This window comes from Streptomyces zaehneri (genome assembly GCF_032248645.1).
In the GTDB taxonomy this organism is placed as follows: Bacteria; Actinomycetota; Actinomycetes; order Streptomycetales; family Streptomycetaceae; genus Streptomyces; species Streptomyces coriariae.
Genome location: NZ_JASTTJ010000001.1, coordinates 17,999 through 35,564, shown reverse-complemented (window position 1 = coordinate 35,564; position 17,566 = coordinate 17,999). Strand labels below are relative to the sequence as shown.

Here is a 17,566-nt window from a genome sequence, read left to right as displayed (position 1 = left end):
CGGGGCCGCCGCAGGACCGACGGCCGGCGGGAATGGGACCGACGGACGGGAATGGGGGCCGACGGGAATGGTGGCCCTTTCAAGTACGTTCTCCCACTGCGACCACCTGCCCCGACCCGCCGAAGGAGCACAAAAGACATGCTGGGCACTGTGACGATGTACAGCACCACGTGGTGCGGCTACTGCCAGCGGCTGAAGAAGCAGCTCGACCGCGAGGGCATCGGATACACCGAGATCAACATCGAGCAGGACCCGCAGTCCGCGGCGTTCGTGGAGAAGGCCAATGGCGGAAACCAGACGGTTCCGACCGTTCTGGTAGTTCCCTCCAACGGTGGCGCCGAGGTCGTGATGACGAACCCGAGCCTTGCCCAGGTGAAGCAGGCGCTCGCGGTCTGACGCTCTCCAGCGCTTCGCCCCCTCTGGTCAAGGTCACCGGAGGGGGCGCTCTGTATGTAAGGGAAGCGGACAGCGAGCCCACGCACTGCCAGTCACCCGCCGTCAAGACAGGCCGCCGCAGTCCTGTGCGGCGCCTCGCCGGGGTACTTCATGCAACAACGTGCATACCCACGAACATGCATGGACGCCCGAGCGTGCCCCTCGTACGGTCGTGTCCAACGCCCCAACCGGGGCCACGAACAAGGGGGTTTCGCATGGCACGCGAAGAGCTGACTCGGCTTACCGGTAACGGGAATGGGGAGTGCGGCGAAGACGACTGCCCGAACGTGTACCGCACGCAGCGGGGAACGTTCGTCGTTCAGGGCGACACGTCCGACGCCTTCACCCCACCGCAGGGGGAAGGGCTTGTGGAGATTCCCGAGAGCATTCTTCGGGAGGCTGTTCGTGCTCTTGGATGGTGACGAGTGGAGGGCAATGCTCCGGGAATTCCAGACGGAGGCATGGCGACTGGAGACCCTGCCCCAGTACCTCGTACCGCAAGAATCCGGAGAGCTCGAAGCATTCCGGGCCGGTAAGCGAATCGACCCGCACACCTACTCGTCCGCGTACACAGAAGACCTGAAGCGACTACGCGGCGAAGGGAAGCGTAAGGGCCGAGTGCACATCGTGACTCGGCCGCTCTCCGAGTATCTGCGATTCGAGTTCTCTCGGTACTACGCCCCGCACGTACTTGCCGGGGAAGATGTGCGAATCCTCGACGTGACTCAACGAGAGAATCCGTTGCCGGATGTTCGGGACTTCTGGATGTTCGATCGCTCGACGGTCGTTCTCATGCATTACGAGGACGACGGGACGCAGATCAGCCGCGAACTGTACGAGGGCGAGCCGGCCGACTTCGTCGAGTACCAGCGAATCGCCGTCACCGAATCGATTCCCTTTCTGGAGTACGTGAAGGAGTGACGTTCGAAGCAGAGCAGCTTGGCGAGTCCGGCCCGGAACTTGCTTCGCTGCTCCGAGATCTACGCAAGCGGGCCGGTCTCTCAGGGGATCGGCTCGCAGCGCGCTGCAACATGTCTCAGTCCAAGGTGAGCCGGATTGAGAACGGCCGGACACGGCCGTCTCTGGTCGACGTCGAGCAGATCCTGAGAGCCCTCGAAGCTCCGCCCGAACTGGTCGCCGAAGTGTCGGCGCTCGCCAGGCTGGCGAACACGGAATGGCGGAACCTTCGAGAGCTTCGCCGTAAGGGGCTCGGGACGCGGCAGACGGAATTGAAGGCGCTCGAAGCGTCCTCGGCGCACATGCGTTACTTCCTGCTCTCGATGGTTACTGGGCTACTCGCCACGCCGGAATACGTACGGTCGAGCCTCGCCCATTCGCCGGCCGATACGAGTAAAGCAGTGGCGGGGAAGCTGGAACGGCAAGCCATCCTGTACGACACCTCGAAGCGATTCACGTTCCTTCTGACCGAGCAGGCGATTCGCTGGCCGGTCGTCTCCCCGTTGGCGTTGGCCGAACAGATGGACCGCTTGTCTTCCCTGTCCTACCTCCCGAACCTGCGTATCGGAGTGATTCCCGTAGGGGCAACAACCCCGAGAACTCCGCTGAACACCTTCACCATTTACGACACCTCCTTGGTCACCATCGAAACCTCGGCGGGAAGTCTTGTACTGCGCGACGGCCGAGACGTTCAGAGCTACTTGAAGGAATTCGCGGGGTACGAGGAATCCGCATTGTTCGGGGAAGAGCTTCGAGCAAGGCTTGCCGAGTGGTCGGCTGCGTGCCGCTCATGATCTTCAGTCCATGACGTGACTGAACTGCACGAACGGCCGTCACTCGGCCGATCATTGCTTGGCACGGACAACCCATGCCGGGAGGTTTCGAATGGCGGCACGCAGACAGCAGGGCTCCACGCTCTCGCCCTTTGAGGGGGAGCCTGCGCTCGTGCCTGGATGTTCGGAATGCCTTGGGTTCGCGAATCGTCGGCAGAACGCCCGATCGGTGTCGGACTACAGCGCGGTGACGGACGCGAACGTGTGCCTGCGTCGGCACCTCGCAGAGCAGCACGGGGAGCCGGGCAGCGATGGGTAGTCGCACGATCCTGCGGTACGTGAAGCACCGGATCACGCAGCACCCGGACACTGAAGTGACCTTCGAAGCGGAGTGCCTTCACTGCAAGTGGACGGCCACGCCCTCGACGGACGGCGCAGCGGTCGACGTGGAGTGCATGAGCCACACCGGCCGGAGCGGACACGCAGGGTTCCGGCGCATCTGCACATCGTTCGCGATGGTCGTCCGGGACGAGTGACCGACCGCGCCCTGCGCTGGCCCCTGTCGGCTTCCCCCGTGGTCGGCAGGGGCCGTTCATCGTCGAACCCCTGCACGCGCCCCACAGGGGCGCAGAGAGGCTTGTGATGCGACAGCTACGGGTGTTGGTCCTGGTGCTCGCAGAGCACCCACACGGGCCGCGTGTCCTCATGGTCAAGGACTTGTCCACCGGGGCATGGTCCCTGCCGGGGGCCGAGGTGCCCGAGGGTGAAGCCATCCCCGCTGTGGGGGCGCGGGTGCTGGAACGTCAGACAGGGTTGGCGCTGCGTCTTGCTCGGGTGCTGGCTGTCGACCACTCGCCGGGCGGGACGTTCGCCAGTGAGCCGGACACGTTGACCGTGGTCATGGATGGCGGGTTCGTTGGGGAGGAACGGGCGCGCACGCTGGCACGGCTTCCCTCCCACGTGGGCACCCTGCTGCCCATACGGTGGGCGACGCTGGCCGAGGTAGAGATGGAGCCGGGATACGTCCGGCACGCCGTTGTAGCCAGCGCCCAAGGGGTGCCCCTGCCCGTACTGGTCAACGGCGTGTCCGATGTGGAGACGGCTACGCGGTAGGGAACGCGGACGGCCCCCGACAAGGGGGGCCGCTCTGGTGTGGGATGCGCCTGTGTGCGCCTGTCTCAGGCGCTCTCGCCGAGGTGGCGGTACAGGGTTGCTCGGGAGATCCCGAGAGCCTTGGCGATGGCGCTCACACTCTCGCCCTTCGACTTCCTGGCACGGGCCACAGTGAGCACGTCCTCATCGACCACGGTGGGCCGTCCGCCGGTACGCCCCTGCGCCTTGGCTGCGTCGAGTCCGGCACGGGTGCGCTCCTTGATGAGGCTGCGCTCAAACTCCGCCATGGCCCCGACCACCTGAAGCATGAGACGGCCATCGGCCGTGCCGGAGTCGATGCTGGCCAGCGCACCCGTGAGCACCTTGAACCCGATGCCACGCTCTCGAAGGTTGTCGACCATGGTCACAAGGTCGATGAGCGACCGGGCGAAGCGGTCGAGCTTCCACACGCACAGGGTGTCGCCGGGTCTGGCGTAGTCCAGTGCGGCCGTGAGCTCTGGCCGGTTGGTGCTCTTCCCGCTGGCCTTGTCCTCGAAGATGCGGGCGCAGCCTGCGGCCGTCAGTGCGTCGTGCTGAAGCTGCGCTTCCTGGTCGTCGGTGGAGACGCGGGCGTAACCGATGAGCTGGCCAGTGATCGTGTTCGTCGTCATGGCCGGACTGTCTCAGAACTCGTCTCAATACGTCAAGCCCGAGACGGAAGTTTCGAGACGGGTTTTGAACAGTGCTGCGCCCCCTTGTGGGGCGCCTGCCGTCTCGTCTCACAAACCTTGGTTTTCGAGACGCCCGTTCCTGGTCACGCTGCGCCACGGTCGGCGGCCTGTGGCTGGCGACAGGTGAGAGGGAGCGACGGCGGAAGGGGTGGGGGATGACCCCCTGGAGGGGCCTTGCCCGACCGCCGTGTCTTACCGGCCAAGATTGCGCCACGGTTTCAAGGGCGATTGAGGGAGTGAACGGGGCCGTCATGCAGCGGTGAAAGTGCAGCTCAGTAGGTGCATGACGGAGTCATTCAGTCTCGCGCATCGCTGCTTCAAAGTGCTCATCGGTCAGCGCCTCGTACCCATGCTCAGCGGCGAAGGTGAGGATGCGGGCGAGCGGAGTGTCCGGGGCCGGTGGTTCGGTGGCCAGCTCGAAGCCGGTGACCTGGAGGGCGAACGCAAGGTCGTAGTCAGGGGCGCTGTCGGGATTGCTCATCACGCCAGCGTAGCGAGGATGGGCCCGTGTGCGGCCGCATTTTGAGAGGCGCCTCACATGCAGTGACCTGCGCTTTCCCTTCTGTGCCCTGTACATTTCGGGTTCCCCTGCGATGGTGGCGGGGCGGATGTTGTCACCGGTAGAAGGGAAACCCGAGATACAGGAACACGTGTGGCGTCGTGCGCTGGTGCGCTCCGACATGAAGATCGCAGAGAAGTTGGTCGGCGTCGCGATGGCGTTGTACGCGGACTACGAGACGGGCGAGAACGTGTGCCCGTCGAACGGGACGATCGCCAGGGAACTCGGCTACGGCGGGAAGGCTCCAGAGCAGACGGTCAACAAGATCGTCGGCAGGCTGCGTAAGGCTGGCTGGCTCGCGAAGACAGGCAAGGTGCCGGACGGTCCGGTGATCTACCGGCTCACGCTGCCGAAGCAGGGGGGTATGGCTGAGGAGCCATACAACCTACATACCTTCAAGGGCGACGGCGGTAGGAGTGAAGAGCCAACGGCGAAGAGCAAGCCGGTAGGCGAAGAGCGGCCCCCGGCAGGGGGCCGACAGGGCGAAGACGAAGAGCACAAGCAGCCGGCGAAGGTGGGCCGCGTGAGCGGCCCCCAGAAGGAAGACGAAGGGGCTGGCTCCCTTGGGGGGCCTTCGGCCCCCTCCTTCTCCTTCGTAGACGTGGAGACGGTCAAGCAGGAGGAGCGCCGTCGACGCTGGTTTGGAGAGCCATACGCAGCTCCCTCGCCGGTGGACTTCAACTACAACGGCTTGACCGACCGGCTTCAAGAAGCAGGGCACGAGCCCCCGCCCTTCTGATCGGAAGACAGAAGGCCCCCAGGTCGGGGGCCTTCCTCGGTTGCTCAGCCTGCATCAGGCAGAGATCGGAACCATCTCGGTTCCCTCTGCTCCCTCGGCTTCCTCCTCAGCCTTCGCCCGCTGCGCTGCCCGCTCCGCGTCGAAGTCCTCCCAACGGCTGACGATCTCCCACTCCACACCCGTAAGCGGCTTCGGCCTCTCGTACGGCTTTCCGTGCAACGAGATCGGCGTGATCGGTGAGAGCACCTGAGAAGACTTGGAGGGCAGGTCCCAGTACGAGATGCCCTGTTGCTTGATGTTCTCGATCAGGTCGCCTGGATCGATGGCCAGGACGTCATGTCCGAAGTACGCCTTGACCTTGTGCTTCTTCAGCCATTCACGCCGTTCGTCGACACTCGACCGCTCCCACCACTCCGCGTAGCCCTCGCCCGTACCCGTCCACACGGTCACCGGCTTCGGCCCCTCCTCGTTGGTGACCTTCTCCCGGTCCTGGGCAAGGCTGGCGACCTGCGAGGCGTACGCGACGGCGCTGATCTCGCCCTGCTGGAGTTCCTTCAGAAGCTGGTTCATCCTGCCGTCGATAACGGCGAGCTTCGCCGCACGGCTGTCGTCGATGGTCGTCTTCGACTCCATCCGTTCCAGGTGACCGATCTCGCCCAACAGGGTCGACTCCAGCCAGGGGTACAGGTCTTCGGCCCAGAACCTCTGATTCGGGCATGCCTGGATGCCCTTGCTCTTGTTGCCGTGACAGCGGTACCGCTCTCGCTTGCCCTTGGCCGGGTCGCCCTTCACGAAGTACAGAGAACTGCCGCACAGCATGCAGAACGTCACGCCCACCGTCGGCGACGTGGAGCCCTTCTGCTTCTTGTACTTGACCGAGGCGACGGCGTCCGACAGCTTCGCCCACTCCTCCTCGTTGAGTACCGGCTCAGAGCGCGTGACGGGTGTGCCGTCGTCGTTACGGACAACGGCACCATTGGCACGTACGTACTCCCCGAGCAGAGAGCGGCTGGTCAGTACGGCTTGCACTGTGGTCGGCGTCCACCTGGCTCCCCGAGGCTTCGGGTCCGCCAGTCGAGTTGTGCTCTCGCCTGCCGCCGCGCGGATACGAGCGATGTCCTGAGCCGTGGGTACGCCTTGCTCGTTCAGCCAGTCGGCAACGGCCGAGAAGCTCGGCTTCTCGATGAAGCGCCGGATCATCTCGATCAGCGTCGGGCCGTACTCGGGGTCGAGTTCGAGGGTGAAGCCTGCGTCGCCCTTCACCGCTCTGCGTCCGAACGGGACAAGGCCACCCGGCCAGCGGCCGGTCTTCCGCATGGTCTCCCGGGAAGCCTTGTTACGGGCCTTGATGGCGTCCAGCTCGGCCTCTGCGACCACGGCCAGGATCTTGGCGATCGTCTTGCCCCACGGCTTCGAGAGGTCGAAGCCCTCCTCACAGGAGATGAGGCCCTTACCGTTCGCCTCGCACCACTCGATGATGTCCGAGAGGTGGCGGACCGACCGAGCAATGCGGTCGATCTTCAGAATGATGATGTGGTCGAACTGGTCTCTTTTGTTGTTGAGCCAGTCCCCCAGAGACGGACGCATCCACGGCGAGATCGACGCTGACACATCGATGTCCACAGCGAAGTCGACCAGCTCCAGTTCTTTGGCGTCTGCCCACTTGCTGATGCGGGTGCGCTGCGTCTCTTCGCCGGTCTGGTTCTCGTTCCCTACAGACAGACGGACCACGCCAAGCGCCCTGGTCTTGTCACTCATCCTTGCCCCTCCCCATGACATGGGCGGCCTCCCCTGGCCGCCACAAGCAGGAGAGAAGTCTACAGACCGTGCCGACCGTGCTCTTCCCCGACGGCTCCACGCTGACGAACCCGTCGCTGGCGCAGGTGAAGCAGAAGATCGGCGCGTAACCGCGTTCGGTGCGGAGCCGCACGTGGGAAGGGCGGTCCCCCCGAGGTGTCGGGGGGACCGCCCTTCCCGCGTCATGGGTCAGATGAAGCTGCGGGTCGGCAACGGCTTGCCGTACCAGAGCTCGATCAGCCGGGCCGCGATGGAGATGCCGTAGGGGGGCAGCACCTCTCCGGCCTCGAAGGCGGCGCCGAGTTCGTCACGGGAGAACCAGCGGGCCTCGTGGATCTCGTCACCGTCGACGTTGATGTCGGTGGACGTGGCGCGGGCCATGAAGCCCAGCATGAGGCTGGACGGGAAGGGCCAGGGCTGGCTGGCGATGTAGTCGACCTGACCGACGGTGATGCCGGCCTCCTCGAAGACCTCGCGGCGTACGGACTGCTCGATGGACTCGCCGGGCTCGACGAAGCCGGCGAGGGTCGAGAAGCGGCCCTCGGGCCAGTGGACCTGGCGACCGAGGAGGATGCGGTCCTCCTCGTCCGTGACGGCCATGATCACCGCGGGGTCGGTCCGCGGGTAGTGCTCGGCGCCGCAGGCGGGGCAACGGCGGATGTGGCCGGCCGCGGCGATCACCGTGCGCTCGCCGCAGCGGGAGCAGAAGCGGTGCAGGCGCTGCCAGTTCTCCAGGGCCACCGCGTGGACCATCAGTCCCGTCTCGCGCGGCGACAGCAGCAGTCCGGCCTCGCGCAGACCGGCCGGGCGCGCGGACTGGTCGATGCGGCCGGGGAGCGCGTCCTTCTGGAGGGCGAAGTAGCTGACACCGTCCTCGTCGGTCCCCAGGAAGTAGCGGTGCGCCTCGGTGAGGGGCGCCTCGAACGACGGGGTCGTGACGAGCTCGGTGTGGCCTTCGGACGTCTCGTCGATGAGGACCTGGCCGCCGGAGACGACGAAACAGCGTGTCGTGGGGTGGCTCCACGCCGCGGCGAGCCAGGCCTCGTCGAGCCGGTGGTGGGCGGCCCGGTCGACTCCGCTCGGCGCTGTGAGCGAGATGGGTCGATCGGCGTTGTGGTCGGTCCAGGTGGTCACGGGTACTTCCAACTCCCCCGGTGGAACGGTTGTTTCGGCGGGCGGTTCAGCGGGACGTACGGCAGAAGGCGACCGGTTTCGGTGCGGTGTCGCGGTGCGGGGCGGTCTTTCCAGTGTGCCCCGCGCGCGTGTCCGCTCCGGACCGTGCGGGGGCGTCAGGGCGCACGGCGCCAGTTCTCGGCCAGGTCGCCCCAGAGGTACGCGGTGGTCTCGACGCCCTTGAGGAGGAGGTCCAGCTCGACCTTCTCGTTCGGCGCGTGCCAGCCGTCCGAGGGGACGGAGATGCCCAGGAAGAGCACGGGGGCGCCGAGGACCTCCTGAAGGTCGGCGGCAGGTCCCGAGCCGCCCTCGCGGGTGAAGCGGACGGGCCCTTCGAAGGCGCGGCCCATGGCGCGGACCACGGACCGGAGCGCCGGGTGGTCCAGCGGGGTCAGACACGGGCGCGTGGCCGGGCTGAACGTGATCTCGTGCCGGATCCCGGCGGGCAGCTGCTCGGCGGCCCAGGCGCGGACGGCCTTCTCCACGTGCGCGGGGTCCTGGCCGGCGACCAGCCGGAACGACAGCTTCACGAAGGCCGAGGACGGGATGATCGTCTTGCTGCCCGGGCCCTGGTAGCCGCCGCCGATGCCGTTGACCTCGGCGGTGGGGCGGGCCCAGACGCGCTCGAGGGTGGTGTGTCCCGCCTCGCCGTGGGTGGCGCGCGACCTGGCGGTGCGCAGCCATCGGGCCTCGTCGAACGGCAGCTCGGCGAAGAGCTCGCGCTCACGGTCGGTGAGCTCGACGATGCCGTCGTAGAAGCCGGGAACGGCCACGCGCGCGTGCTCGTCGTGCAGGGCCGCGACCAGGCGGGCGGCCGCGGTGGCGGGGTTGGGCACGGCACCGCCGAAGGAGCCCGAGTGGATGTCCTGGTCGGGGCCGGACAGCCGGATCTCGCACTCGGCGAGGCCACGCATGCCGGTGCACACCGTGGGGGTGTCCTCGGACCACATCCCGGTGTCGGAGACGATCACGGCGTCCGCGGCGAGCCGGTCCGCCTGCTCCTCGACGAGGGCGCGGAAGTTCGGGGAGCCGGACTCCTCCTCGCCCTCGATCAGCAGCTTGAGGCCGACGGCCGGGGCCGGGCGGCCGGTGGCGGCGAGATGGGCGCGGACACCGAGGGTGTGGAAGAAGACCTGGCCCTTGTCGTCGGCGGCTCCCCGCGCGTACAGGCGGTTCCCGCGGACGACGGGCTCGAAGGGGTCGGTGTCCCAGCCGTCCTCGCGGGCGGCGGGCTGTACGTCGTGATGGCCGTAGACCAGGACGGTGGGAGCCTGCGGATCGCCGGACGGCCACTCCGCGTAGACGGCCGGAGCGCCCGGCGTCTGCCAGACCTCGACGGTCGGGAAGCCGGTCTCCTTGAGCTTGGCCGCGAGCCAGTCCGCGCTGCGCCGTACGTCGGGGGCGTGGTCGGGCTGTGCCGACACCGACGGGATGCGCAGCCATTCGGCGAGGTCGTCGAGGAAGGCGGCGCGGTGCTGCTCGATGTACGTGCGGACGGCGCTGACGGCACTGTCAACGGTATGGCTCATGGTCACGAGCCTATCGGCCCGCACCGACATCCTCGCCGGGCCGTCGCGCGGGGTCTGCTTGCGCGGCCGGTCCGCCGCGGGCGTCCTCGGCACCGTCTTCCCCGGTCAACAGGCGCTCCAGGGCGGCACGATCGGGCAGGCCCTCCGGTCGTACGACGTCGCCGCCGCGTACATAGAGGAACGCCGCTGTGACGGATTCCACGGGCACACCCTGCTGCTCGGCCCACGCGAGCCGGTAGAGAGCGAGCTGGAGGGGGTCGGCGGTGCGGGCCCGGTGGGTCTTCCAGTCGACGATGTCGTAGGTGGCCGTGTCTCCGTCGCCCTCCTTGTAGACCGCGTCGATACGGCCCCGTACGACGCGACCGGCGAGGGCCAGCTGGAAGGGTGCCTCGACACGGTACGGCGTGCGGTGGGCGTACTCGGTGCTCTCGAAGGCTTCCTTGAGGGCTTCCAGGTCGTGTTCGTCGGCGATCTCGGCGTCGTCGCCGGGCAGCTCGTGCGGTTCCAGCAGGGGGAGCGTCAGCTCCTCGAAGCGGGCCTCCACCCATGCGTGGAACCTGGTGCCCCGGCGCGCGGCCGGTTGCGGGGGGCGCGGCATGGGGCGCGCGAGTTCCTGCGCGAGGCCGTCCGGGTCGGCGGCCAGCCTCAGGACCTGCGAGGCGGTCAGGGTCGTGGGAAGAGTCACGTCCGTGACGCTGCGGCGGGCGCGGAGCAGCTCGCCGGCGAGTGCGTCGAGGTCACGGTCCCAGGAGGCGACGGCGCGGGCTTCCTCAGGGGTGAGGGAGGGCCTGCGCGCACGGGTCACGGGAAGCTCGGGGGCCGTCGCCTGGTGCGGCACGGCGAGGGGGGCGTTGTCGAAGGACGCGTCCTCGAACGGGTCGGACTCGTCGTACGACGGCTCCCCGTACTCGGGACCGTCGTACCCGGGCTCGTCGTACCCGGGCTCGTCGTACCTGGGCTCGTCGTACCTGGGCTCGTAGGAGAGCTCGTCCTCGTCAGGTGGCGGGGGCCAGTCCGGGTCGTCGTAGGTGTCCGGGTCGTGGGTGGCACCGGGGTTGCCGTCCTGGTGCGCGGCGAGGTCCTCCAGGTGGGCGAGGACGGTCTCGGCGGCGGCGCGGCGGCGGGCCAGGGAGTCGTCGTCCAGGGGGAGCGGCCAGACCTGGTCGGCCGTCGGCCGGTGCAGGACGGGGTTCTCCGTGTCCTCCTCGGGTTCGTCCGCCCAGGCCTCGATCTCGCCGTGCCCGGCCGCGCAGTGCCGGTACAGCTCCCGGAGGAAGTCGGACGGGCCGCGGGGCTTCTTCTGGGTGGGGCCCCACCAGTGGCCGGACCCGAGGAGCAGGGAGCGGGGGCGGGTGAAGGTGACGTACCCGAGGCGGAGTTCCTCGGTGTGCTGGTGGTCCTTCATGGCCTCGTGGAAGGCCTTCATCCCCCGCGCGTCCCAGGAGTCGAGGTCGGGGAGGGTGTCGGCGTCGCCGCGCAGTTCGTGCGGCAGCACCTTGGCCTGGGCGGTCCACTTCTCGCGGCCCTGGCCGCTGGGGAAGGTCCCGGTGACCAGTCCGGGGACGGCGACGACGTCCCACTCCAGGCCCTTGGACTTGTGCGCGGTGAGCACCTTGACGGTGTTCTCGCCGCCGGGGAGGGCGTTGTCGAGGCCCTTCTCGTACTGGGCGGCGGTGCGCAGGAAGCCGAGGAAGGCCAGCAGGCTCGCCTGGCTCTCGCTCGCGGCGAAGGAGGCGGCGACGTCGAGGAAGTTGGACAGGGTCTCGCGGCGCCGGGCGGCCAGGGCCTGCGGGGACGCCGAGAGTTCGACCTCGAGGCCGGTGACGGCGAGGACGCGGTGCAGCACGTCCATGAGGGGGTCGGCCAGGGACCGGCGCAGGTCGCGTAGCTCGGTGGCGAGTCGCGCGAACCGTACGCGCGCGTCCGGCGAGAAGGGCAGCCCGTCGTCGTACCCGGCACCGCGGTCGCCGTACAGGGGCGTCTCCAGGAAGGTGTCGAGGGCGTCCGCTAGCGATATCACCTCGGACGGGTCCACCCCCTCGACGGCTTCGGCGAGACGGCGGTCCGGGTCGTCGTCGCCGCCCCCGCGCGCGTGGGTGACGAGCAGCCGTGCCCTTCGGCCCAGGAGCGCGAGGTCGCGGGGGCCGATGCGCCAGCGCGGGCCGCTGAGCAGGCGGACCAGGGAGGCGTTGGCGCCGGGGTCCTGGAGGACCTCGCAGACGGCGACCAGGTCGGCGACCTCGGGCAGGTGCAGGAGACCGGAGAGACCCACCACCTCGACGGGGATGTCCCTGGCGACCAGCGCGCCCTGGATCTCCGCGAAGTCGGTGGCAGTGCGGCACAGGACGGCGATCTCACCGGGTGCCTTGCCGGTGCGCACGAGGTGGGCGATGGAGTCGGCGATCCAGTCCATCTCCTCGGCGTGCGTGTTCAGAAGGGCGCAGCGCACCACTCCGTCGCGTTCGGCGCCGGGGGCCGGGCGCAGGGCCTCCACGCCCGCGTGCATGGCGCGCAGCGGCTCGGCGAGGCCGTTGGCGAGGTCCAGGAGGCGGCCGCCGCTGCGGCGGTTCTCGCTCAGTGACTGACGTCGCGCCCTGCTTCCGTCGGTGTGCGCGAAGTGCTCGGGGAAGTCGTCGAGGTTCGCCACGGAGGCGCCGCGCCAGCCGTAGATGGCCTGGCAGGGGTCGCCGACGGCGGTCACGGGGTGCCCGGTGCCGCCGCCGAACAGGCCGGCCAGCAGGATGCGCTGGGCCACCGAGGTGTCCTGGTACTCGTCGAGGAGGACCACACGGAACTCCTCGCGCAGGATCGGGCCCACCTCGGGAACCTGGGCGAGCCGGGCCGCCAGGGCGATCTGGTCACCGAAGTCGAGCAGGTCGCGCTCCCGCTTGGCGGTCCGGTAGCGCAGCACCAGCTCGGCCAGTTCGCGCCGGGCGGCGGCCGTCTCGGGCACCTTGCGCAGGTCGGCGTTGGTGAGTCTGGCGCCCTCCAGGCCGTTCAGCAGTGCGGCGTCCCACGCGCGCAGGTCCTCGGGCCGGACGAGGTGTTCGGCGAGTTCGGCGTCGAGCGCGAGGAGGTCGCTGATCAGGTCGGCGAAGGAGCGGGTGAGCGACGGGTACGGGCCGGGGGCCTCGCGCAGCACACGGGCGGCGAGCTGGTAGCGGGTGGCGTCGGCGAGCAGTCGGGACGTCGGCTCCAGGCCGATGCGCAGGCCGTGGTCGGTCAGCAGGCGGCCCGCGAAGGAGTGGTAGGTGGAGATCACCGGCTCGCCCGGCGGGTTGTCCGGGTCGATGAGGTCGGGGTCGGTGACGCCCGCCTTGACCAGTGCCCTGCGGACGCGCTCGGAGAGTTCTCCGGCGGCCTTGTTGGTGAAGGTCAGGCCGAGGACCTGCTCGGGGGCGACCTGGCCGGTGCCGACCAGCCACACCACGCGCGCGGCCATCACCGTCGTCTTGCCCGACCCGGCTCCGGCCACGATCACCTGCGGGGCGGGCGGCGCGGTGACGCAGGCCGTCTGCTCCGGGGTGAAGGGGATCCCGAGGAGCTCCTTGAGCTGCTCGGGATCGCTGATACGGGCGGGCATGGGGAGAGGCTAGCGGCGGGCACTGACAGTCGATGACAAAACGCCCCCAGGGATGAAGAGAAGCGCAGGTCAACACCAGTGGTGCGGTCCGTCACACGGGTCTGTCACTCGACCACGTGCCGTCCCTCGGGCCGGGCGCTGCACGAGGCGCGGAACGCGCAGTGGGTGCACTGCTGGCCGGCGGTCGGTGTGAAGCGCTCGTCGAGGACCTTGCCGGCCGCGGTGGCGAGCAGGTCGCCGACCCACTCCCCCGCCGAGCCCTCGAGTGCTTCCTGCGCCTGCACCTTGGGCAGGCTCTCGCCGCCGTCCCGCTTGGCGGCGCTCTGCCGCAGCTGGACGAGTTCGGCACCGCCCGGAGCGGGCCGTACGCCGTCGAAGGCCTCGTCGACGGCGCCCTCGCGGACGGCGAGCTGGTACACGGCGAGCTGGGGGTGGCGCTCCACCTCGCGGGCGGTCGGCGCGTGTTTGCCGGTCTTGAAGTCGACGACGTAGGCACGGCCTTCGGCGTCGGCCTCCACGCGGTCCATCTGGCCGCGGATGCGTACCTCGTACTCGCCCGCTTCGAGGGTGACGTCGAAGTCGTGCTCGCTGGCGACCGGTGTGCGGCCCGTGCGGTCCATCACGTGCCACTTCAGGAAGCGTTCGAGCGCCACGCGCGCGTGTGTCTTCTCCTGCGCGGACTTCCACGGGGCGTCGAAGGCGAGGGCGTTCCACACGGAGTCGAGGCGTTCCATGAGGACGTCGAGGTCGGCGGGGGTGTGCCCGGAGGCGACCTCGTCGGCGAGCACGTGCACCACGTTGCCGAACCCCTGGGCGACGGTGGCGGGGGCGTCCGCCTTCACCTCGCGGCCGAGGAACCACTGGAGGGCACAGGTGTTGGCGAGCTGGTCGAGGGCGCTGCCGGAGAGCACGACGGGCTGGTCGCGGTCGCGCAGCGGCACCTTGCTCTCGGTCGGCTCGAACATGCCCCACCAGCGGTACGGGTGGGCGGACGGCACCAGGGGCCTGCCGTCCTCGTCGGCGAGCGCGGCCAGCCGGGCCAGCCGGCGGGCGGCGGCCTCCCGGAGGGGGGCGGAGGCCCGTGGGTCGACCGTCGTGGCGCGCAGTTCGGCGACCAGCGCGGCGACCGCCAGGGGGCGGCGCGGGCGGCCGGTGACGTCCTTGGGCTCGACGCCGAGTTCGGCCAGGAAGCGGGAGGGCTGGTCCCCGTCGTCGGCGGGCGCCTTCACGGCGGTGACGACGAGCCGCTCACGCGCGCGCGTGGCGGCGACGTAGAACAGGCGGCGCTCCTCGGCGAGCAGCGCTCCCGGGGTGAGCGGCTCGGCGAGTCCGTCGCGCCCGATGCGGTCCGCCTCCAGGAGGGAGCCCCGGCGGCGCAGGTCCGGCCACAGCCCTTCCTGGACGCCGGCCACGACGACCAGGCTCCACTCCAGGCCCTTCGCGCGGTGGGCGGTCATCAGACGTACGGCGTCGGGGCGCACGGCGCGCCGGGTGAGGGTGTCGGCGGCGATGTCCTCGGCCTCGATCTCGGCCAGGAAGTTCAGGGCGCCCCGGCCGCCGGTGCGTTCCTCCGCGCGCGCGGCGGTGGCGAACAGCGCGCACACGGCGTCCAGGTCGCGGTCTGCGTTACGTCCGGCCGCGCCGCCGCGCCGGGCTGCCCGCTCCAGACGCGTGGGCCAGGGCGTGCCGTCCCACAGGCCCCACAGGGCCTCCTCGGCCGTACCGCCGCGCGCGAGGCCCTGCCTGGCCGCCGCAAGCAGCGCGCCGAGGCGCTGGGCGCCGCGCGCGTACGTGGGGTCGTGGGCGACCAGCCGCTCCGGCTCGGCCAGGGCGCGCGCGAGCAGTTCGTCGGAGGGCGGCGGCAGCGTGTTGCCCGCGGCACGCTCCTCCTCGCGCAGGGCCCGGCCGAGGCGTCGCAGATCGGCGGCGTCCATGCCGGCGAGCGGGGAGGCGAGGAGGGTGAGGGCGGTCTCGGTGTCCAGCCAGCAGGCGTCCGCGCCGGCCTCGGGGGCCTCGTCCCCCGCCGGTGCCGCCGCGGAGGCCTCCGCCGTCGCCACCGCCCGCAGGGCCGTCAGCAGGGGCGCCACGGCGGGTTCGTGGCGCAGGGGGAGATCGTCGCCGTCGATGTCGAGGGGGACGCCGGCGGCGGTGAGGGCGCGGCGGACCGTCGGGATCGTGCGGGAGCCGGCGCGTACCAGGACGGCCATCTCGCTCCAGGGCACGCCGTCCTCCAGGTGCGCGCGGCGCAGGATGTCGGCGATGTTGTCCAGCTCGGTGCCGGGGGTCGGGTAGGTGTAGACCTCGACGCGGCCGCCGTCGCGTGCGGCGGTCAGCTCGCGGTGGGCACGGACCTTCTCGGCGGGGAGGCGGGTCAGGGGCATCCGCTGGGTGAGCAGCCGGGTGGCGGCCAGGAGGCCGGCACCGGAGCGGCGGGAGGCACGCAGGACCTCGACGGGGGCCGGACGGCCGTCGGGGCGGGGGAAGTCGTCGGGGAAGTCCAGGATGCCGTTCACGTCGGCGCCCCGGAAGGTGTAGATCGACTGGTCGGGGTCGCCGAAGGCGACCAGGCTGCGGCCGCCGCCTGCGAGGGCGTGCAGCAGCCGGACCTGGGCCGGGTCGGTGTCCTGGTACTCGTCGACGAACACGGCGTCGTACCGCGCGGCGAGCCGTTCGGCCACCTCGGGGCGGTGGGCGAGGAGGACCGCGCGGTGGACGAGTTCCGCGTAGTCGATCACGCCGTGCAGGTCGAGCACGTCGAGGTACTCGGCGAGGAAGGCGGCGGCGGCGCGCCAGTCGGGGCGGCCGATGCGGTGCGCGAAGGCGTCCAGGGCCGCGGGGTCGAGGCCCAGTTCGCGGCTGCGGGCGAGCACCGCGCGGACCTCGTCGGCGAAGCCGCGCGTGGTGAGGCAGGCGCGCAGCTCGTCCGGCCAGCGCACATGCGCGAGACCGAGCCGTTGCAGGTCGAGCTGGCCCTGGAGCAGCTCGCGGACGGCCACGTCCTGCTCGGGTCCCGACAGCAGCCGCAGGGGTTCCACGAACAGGTCGGCGTCCTGGTGGGCGCGGATCAGGGCGTAGCAGTACGAGTGGAAGGTGGTCGCCTGGGGCGCGCGGGCGGCTCCCATGCGATGCGCCATCCGGTCCCGCAGCTCCACGGCGGCCTTGCGGCTGAACGTGAGCACCAGGATGCGCTCGGGGTCGCCCCCGCGGGCGATGCGGGCCGCCACGGACTCGACGAGGGTGGTGGTCTTCCCGGTGCCCGGACCTGCGAGGACGAGCAGGGGGCCGGCACCGTGGTCAACCACGGAGCGCTGTGCGGCGTCCAGACGAGGGGGACCCGTCCGGGCCGGCGGCGTACGCACCAGCCGGTAAGCGCCACGGTCCCCCTGTCGCCCCTGGGGGTGCGACAGGCGCCTGGTGGAGGAAGAGGAGCTCACGTGGTTCGCCGGTCCTGGTGGGTGTACTGGTTGACGGAGCACCGATCGGGGCGAGCGGTGATCACGGGATGAGGGGGACGCGTGCAGCCGACGCTACGCCGACGAGCGGGCCGGACGGACGGCTTCCGATTCTTCTCCCGAGGCCCTCACGCTCCTCCCGGCCCGGATGCCACGCACGTCGCCACGCACACCCTTCGCCCCTCGAACGTACGCCATGCCGCGGACGTGCCCCCTTTGCACCGTTTCCCCCGTACGGGGCACAAGATCCCCTCCGCACCGCCCGATGGCGGAAGCTGTCAGGTGTGACCTTCCGCGCGCTCGCCGCCGTCCCACCGCGCCCTCTTCATGTCGAGGCGCGGCAGGTGCCCCTGCGCGGCCCTGCTCGCCTGCTTCAGAGGAGTGCCCTCGGCGCGGTAGCGGTCCAGCGCCCGCAGCTCGTGGCCCGGGAGCAGCGTTCCGTCCGCGCGGACCACTCGCCACCACGGGACGGCGCCGCCGTAGAGGGCCATCACCCGGCCCACCTGTCTCGGCCCGCCCTCCTCCAGCCACTCCGCGACGTCCCCGTACGTCATGACCCGCCCGGGCGGGATCAGCTCCGCGACCTCGAGGACCCGCTCGGCGTACTCCGGCAGCGTGTCCGTGTACTCCGGGCGGGCGTCGTCCGGAGTGCTCTGCTCGCTCATCCGCCCCATCCTGCCCCACGGCACCGACAATGCGACGGGCCCGCGACCCTGTGTGACCCTCGCCCCCGGGCGGCGCTTCAG

The 17,566-nt window shown here is 70.0% G+C and carries 15 protein-coding genes and 1 pseudogene; 8 read left to right on the top strand and 8 right to left on the bottom strand.

The window, feature by feature from the left end:
* The first annotated feature begins 138 nt into the window (after positions 1 to 138).
* From QQM72_RS00155 to QQM72_RS00130, 6 genes are all read left to right on the top strand, one after another.
* On the top strand, positions 139 to 396 hold the full coding sequence (locus tag QQM72_RS00155; RefSeq protein ID WP_314218748.1) for a mycoredoxin: 258 nt from the start codon (positions 139 to 141) through the stop codon (positions 394 to 396).
* A 254-nt stretch (positions 397 to 650) separates the two neighbouring features.
* A complete protein-coding gene (locus QQM72_RS00150) occupies positions 651 to 857 on the top strand; it encodes a hypothetical protein (protein WP_314218747.1) in 207 nt (68 codons plus the stop codon).
* The gene (locus tag QQM72_RS00145; protein ID WP_314218746.1) at positions 841 to 1,356 is read left to right on the top strand and encodes a DUF6879 family protein; all 516 of its coding nucleotides are present in this window, start codon (positions 841 to 843) and stop codon (positions 1,354 to 1,356) included. Before QQM72_RS00150 ends, QQM72_RS00145 begins: the two co-directional genes overlap by 17 nt.
* Entirely contained in the window at positions 1,353 to 2,186 is an 834-nt protein-coding gene (locus QQM72_RS00140; RefSeq protein ID WP_314218745.1) for a helix-turn-helix domain-containing protein, read from the top strand. The genes QQM72_RS00145 and QQM72_RS00140 overlap by 4 nt, the downstream gene beginning before the upstream one ends.
* A 290-nt stretch (positions 2,187 to 2,476) precedes the next feature.
* Positions 2,477 to 2,701, top strand: coding sequence for a DUF7848 domain-containing protein (locus tag QQM72_RS00135; protein ID WP_314218744.1), 225 nt, complete (start codon positions 2,477 to 2,479; stop codon positions 2,699 to 2,701).
* Between the two features lie 169 nt (positions 2,702 to 2,870).
* Complete coding sequence (locus tag QQM72_RS00130; RefSeq protein ID WP_314218743.1) at positions 2,871 to 3,278, top strand: NUDIX hydrolase; 408 nt, start codon at positions 2,871 to 2,873, stop codon at positions 3,276 to 3,278.
* A gap of 65 nt (positions 3,279 to 3,343) precedes the next feature.
* Here QQM72_RS00130 and QQM72_RS00125 read toward each other — a convergent pair whose 3' ends face one another.
* Positions 3,344 to 3,928, bottom strand: coding sequence for a recombinase family protein (locus QQM72_RS00125; protein ID WP_314218742.1), 585 nt, complete (start codon positions 3,926 to 3,928; stop codon positions 3,344 to 3,346).
* 352 nt (positions 3,929 to 4,280) lie between these two features.
* Positions 4,281 to 4,469: a hypothetical protein gene (locus QQM72_RS00120; RefSeq protein WP_314218741.1), complete on the bottom strand. Its 189-nt coding sequence runs from the start codon at positions 4,467 to 4,469 to the stop codon at positions 4,281 to 4,283.
* Positions 4,470 to 4,668: 199 nt separating this feature from the next.
* Here QQM72_RS00120 and QQM72_RS00115 point away from each other — a divergent pair, with 199 nt between their 5' ends.
* Positions 4,669 to 5,286 carry a helix-turn-helix domain-containing protein gene (locus tag QQM72_RS00115; protein ID WP_314218740.1) on the top strand — a complete coding sequence of 206 codons (618 nt, stop codon included), beginning with the start codon at positions 4,669 to 4,671 and terminating at the stop codon, positions 5,284 to 5,286.
* A gap of 54 nt (positions 5,287 to 5,340) precedes the next feature.
* On the opposite strand, the gene QQM72_RS00110 is transcribed toward QQM72_RS00115, so the two are convergent.
* Positions 5,341 to 7,044: a recombinase family protein gene (locus QQM72_RS00110; protein ID WP_314218739.1), complete on the bottom strand. Its 1,704-nt coding sequence runs from the start codon at positions 7,042 to 7,044 to the stop codon at positions 5,341 to 5,343.
* A 62-nt stretch (positions 7,045 to 7,106) separates the two neighbouring features.
* On the opposite strand from QQM72_RS00110, the pseudogene QQM72_RS00105 reads away from it, so the two are divergent.
* Positions 7,107 to 7,193: pseudogene (locus QQM72_RS00105) on the top strand (NrdH-redoxin); the annotation flags it as partial.
* A gap of 79 nt (positions 7,194 to 7,272) precedes the next feature.
* Here QQM72_RS00105 and nudC read toward each other — a convergent pair.
* The 5 genes from nudC to QQM72_RS00080 all read right to left on the bottom strand — a co-directional run bounded on the left by nudC (position 7,273) and on the right by QQM72_RS00080 (position 17,485).
* On the bottom strand, positions 7,273 to 8,217 hold the full coding sequence (nudC, locus tag QQM72_RS00100; RefSeq protein WP_314218738.1) for an NAD(+) diphosphatase: 945 nt from the start codon (positions 8,215 to 8,217) through the stop codon (positions 7,273 to 7,275).
* A 155-nt stretch (positions 8,218 to 8,372) separates the two neighbouring features.
* Positions 8,373 to 9,785, bottom strand: a complete 1,413-nt coding sequence (locus QQM72_RS00095) for a dipeptidase (protein ID WP_314218737.1) — start codon at positions 9,783 to 9,785, stop codon at positions 8,373 to 8,375.
* A 10-nt stretch (positions 9,786 to 9,795) separates the two neighbouring features.
* Positions 9,796 to 13,368, bottom strand: coding sequence for an ATP-dependent DNA helicase (locus tag QQM72_RS00090; protein ID WP_314218736.1), 3,573 nt, complete (start codon positions 13,366 to 13,368; stop codon positions 9,796 to 9,798).
* Between the two features lie 104 nt (positions 13,369 to 13,472).
* Entirely contained in the window at positions 13,473 to 16,802 is a 3,330-nt protein-coding gene (locus QQM72_RS00085) for an ATP-dependent helicase (protein ID WP_314218735.1), read from the bottom strand.
* Between the two features lie 296 nt (positions 16,803 to 17,098).
* A complete protein-coding gene (locus QQM72_RS00080; protein WP_314218734.1) occupies positions 17,099 to 17,485 on the bottom strand; it encodes an MGMT family protein in 387 nt (128 codons plus the stop codon).
* Positions 17,486 to 17,566 lie beyond the last annotated feature (81 nt).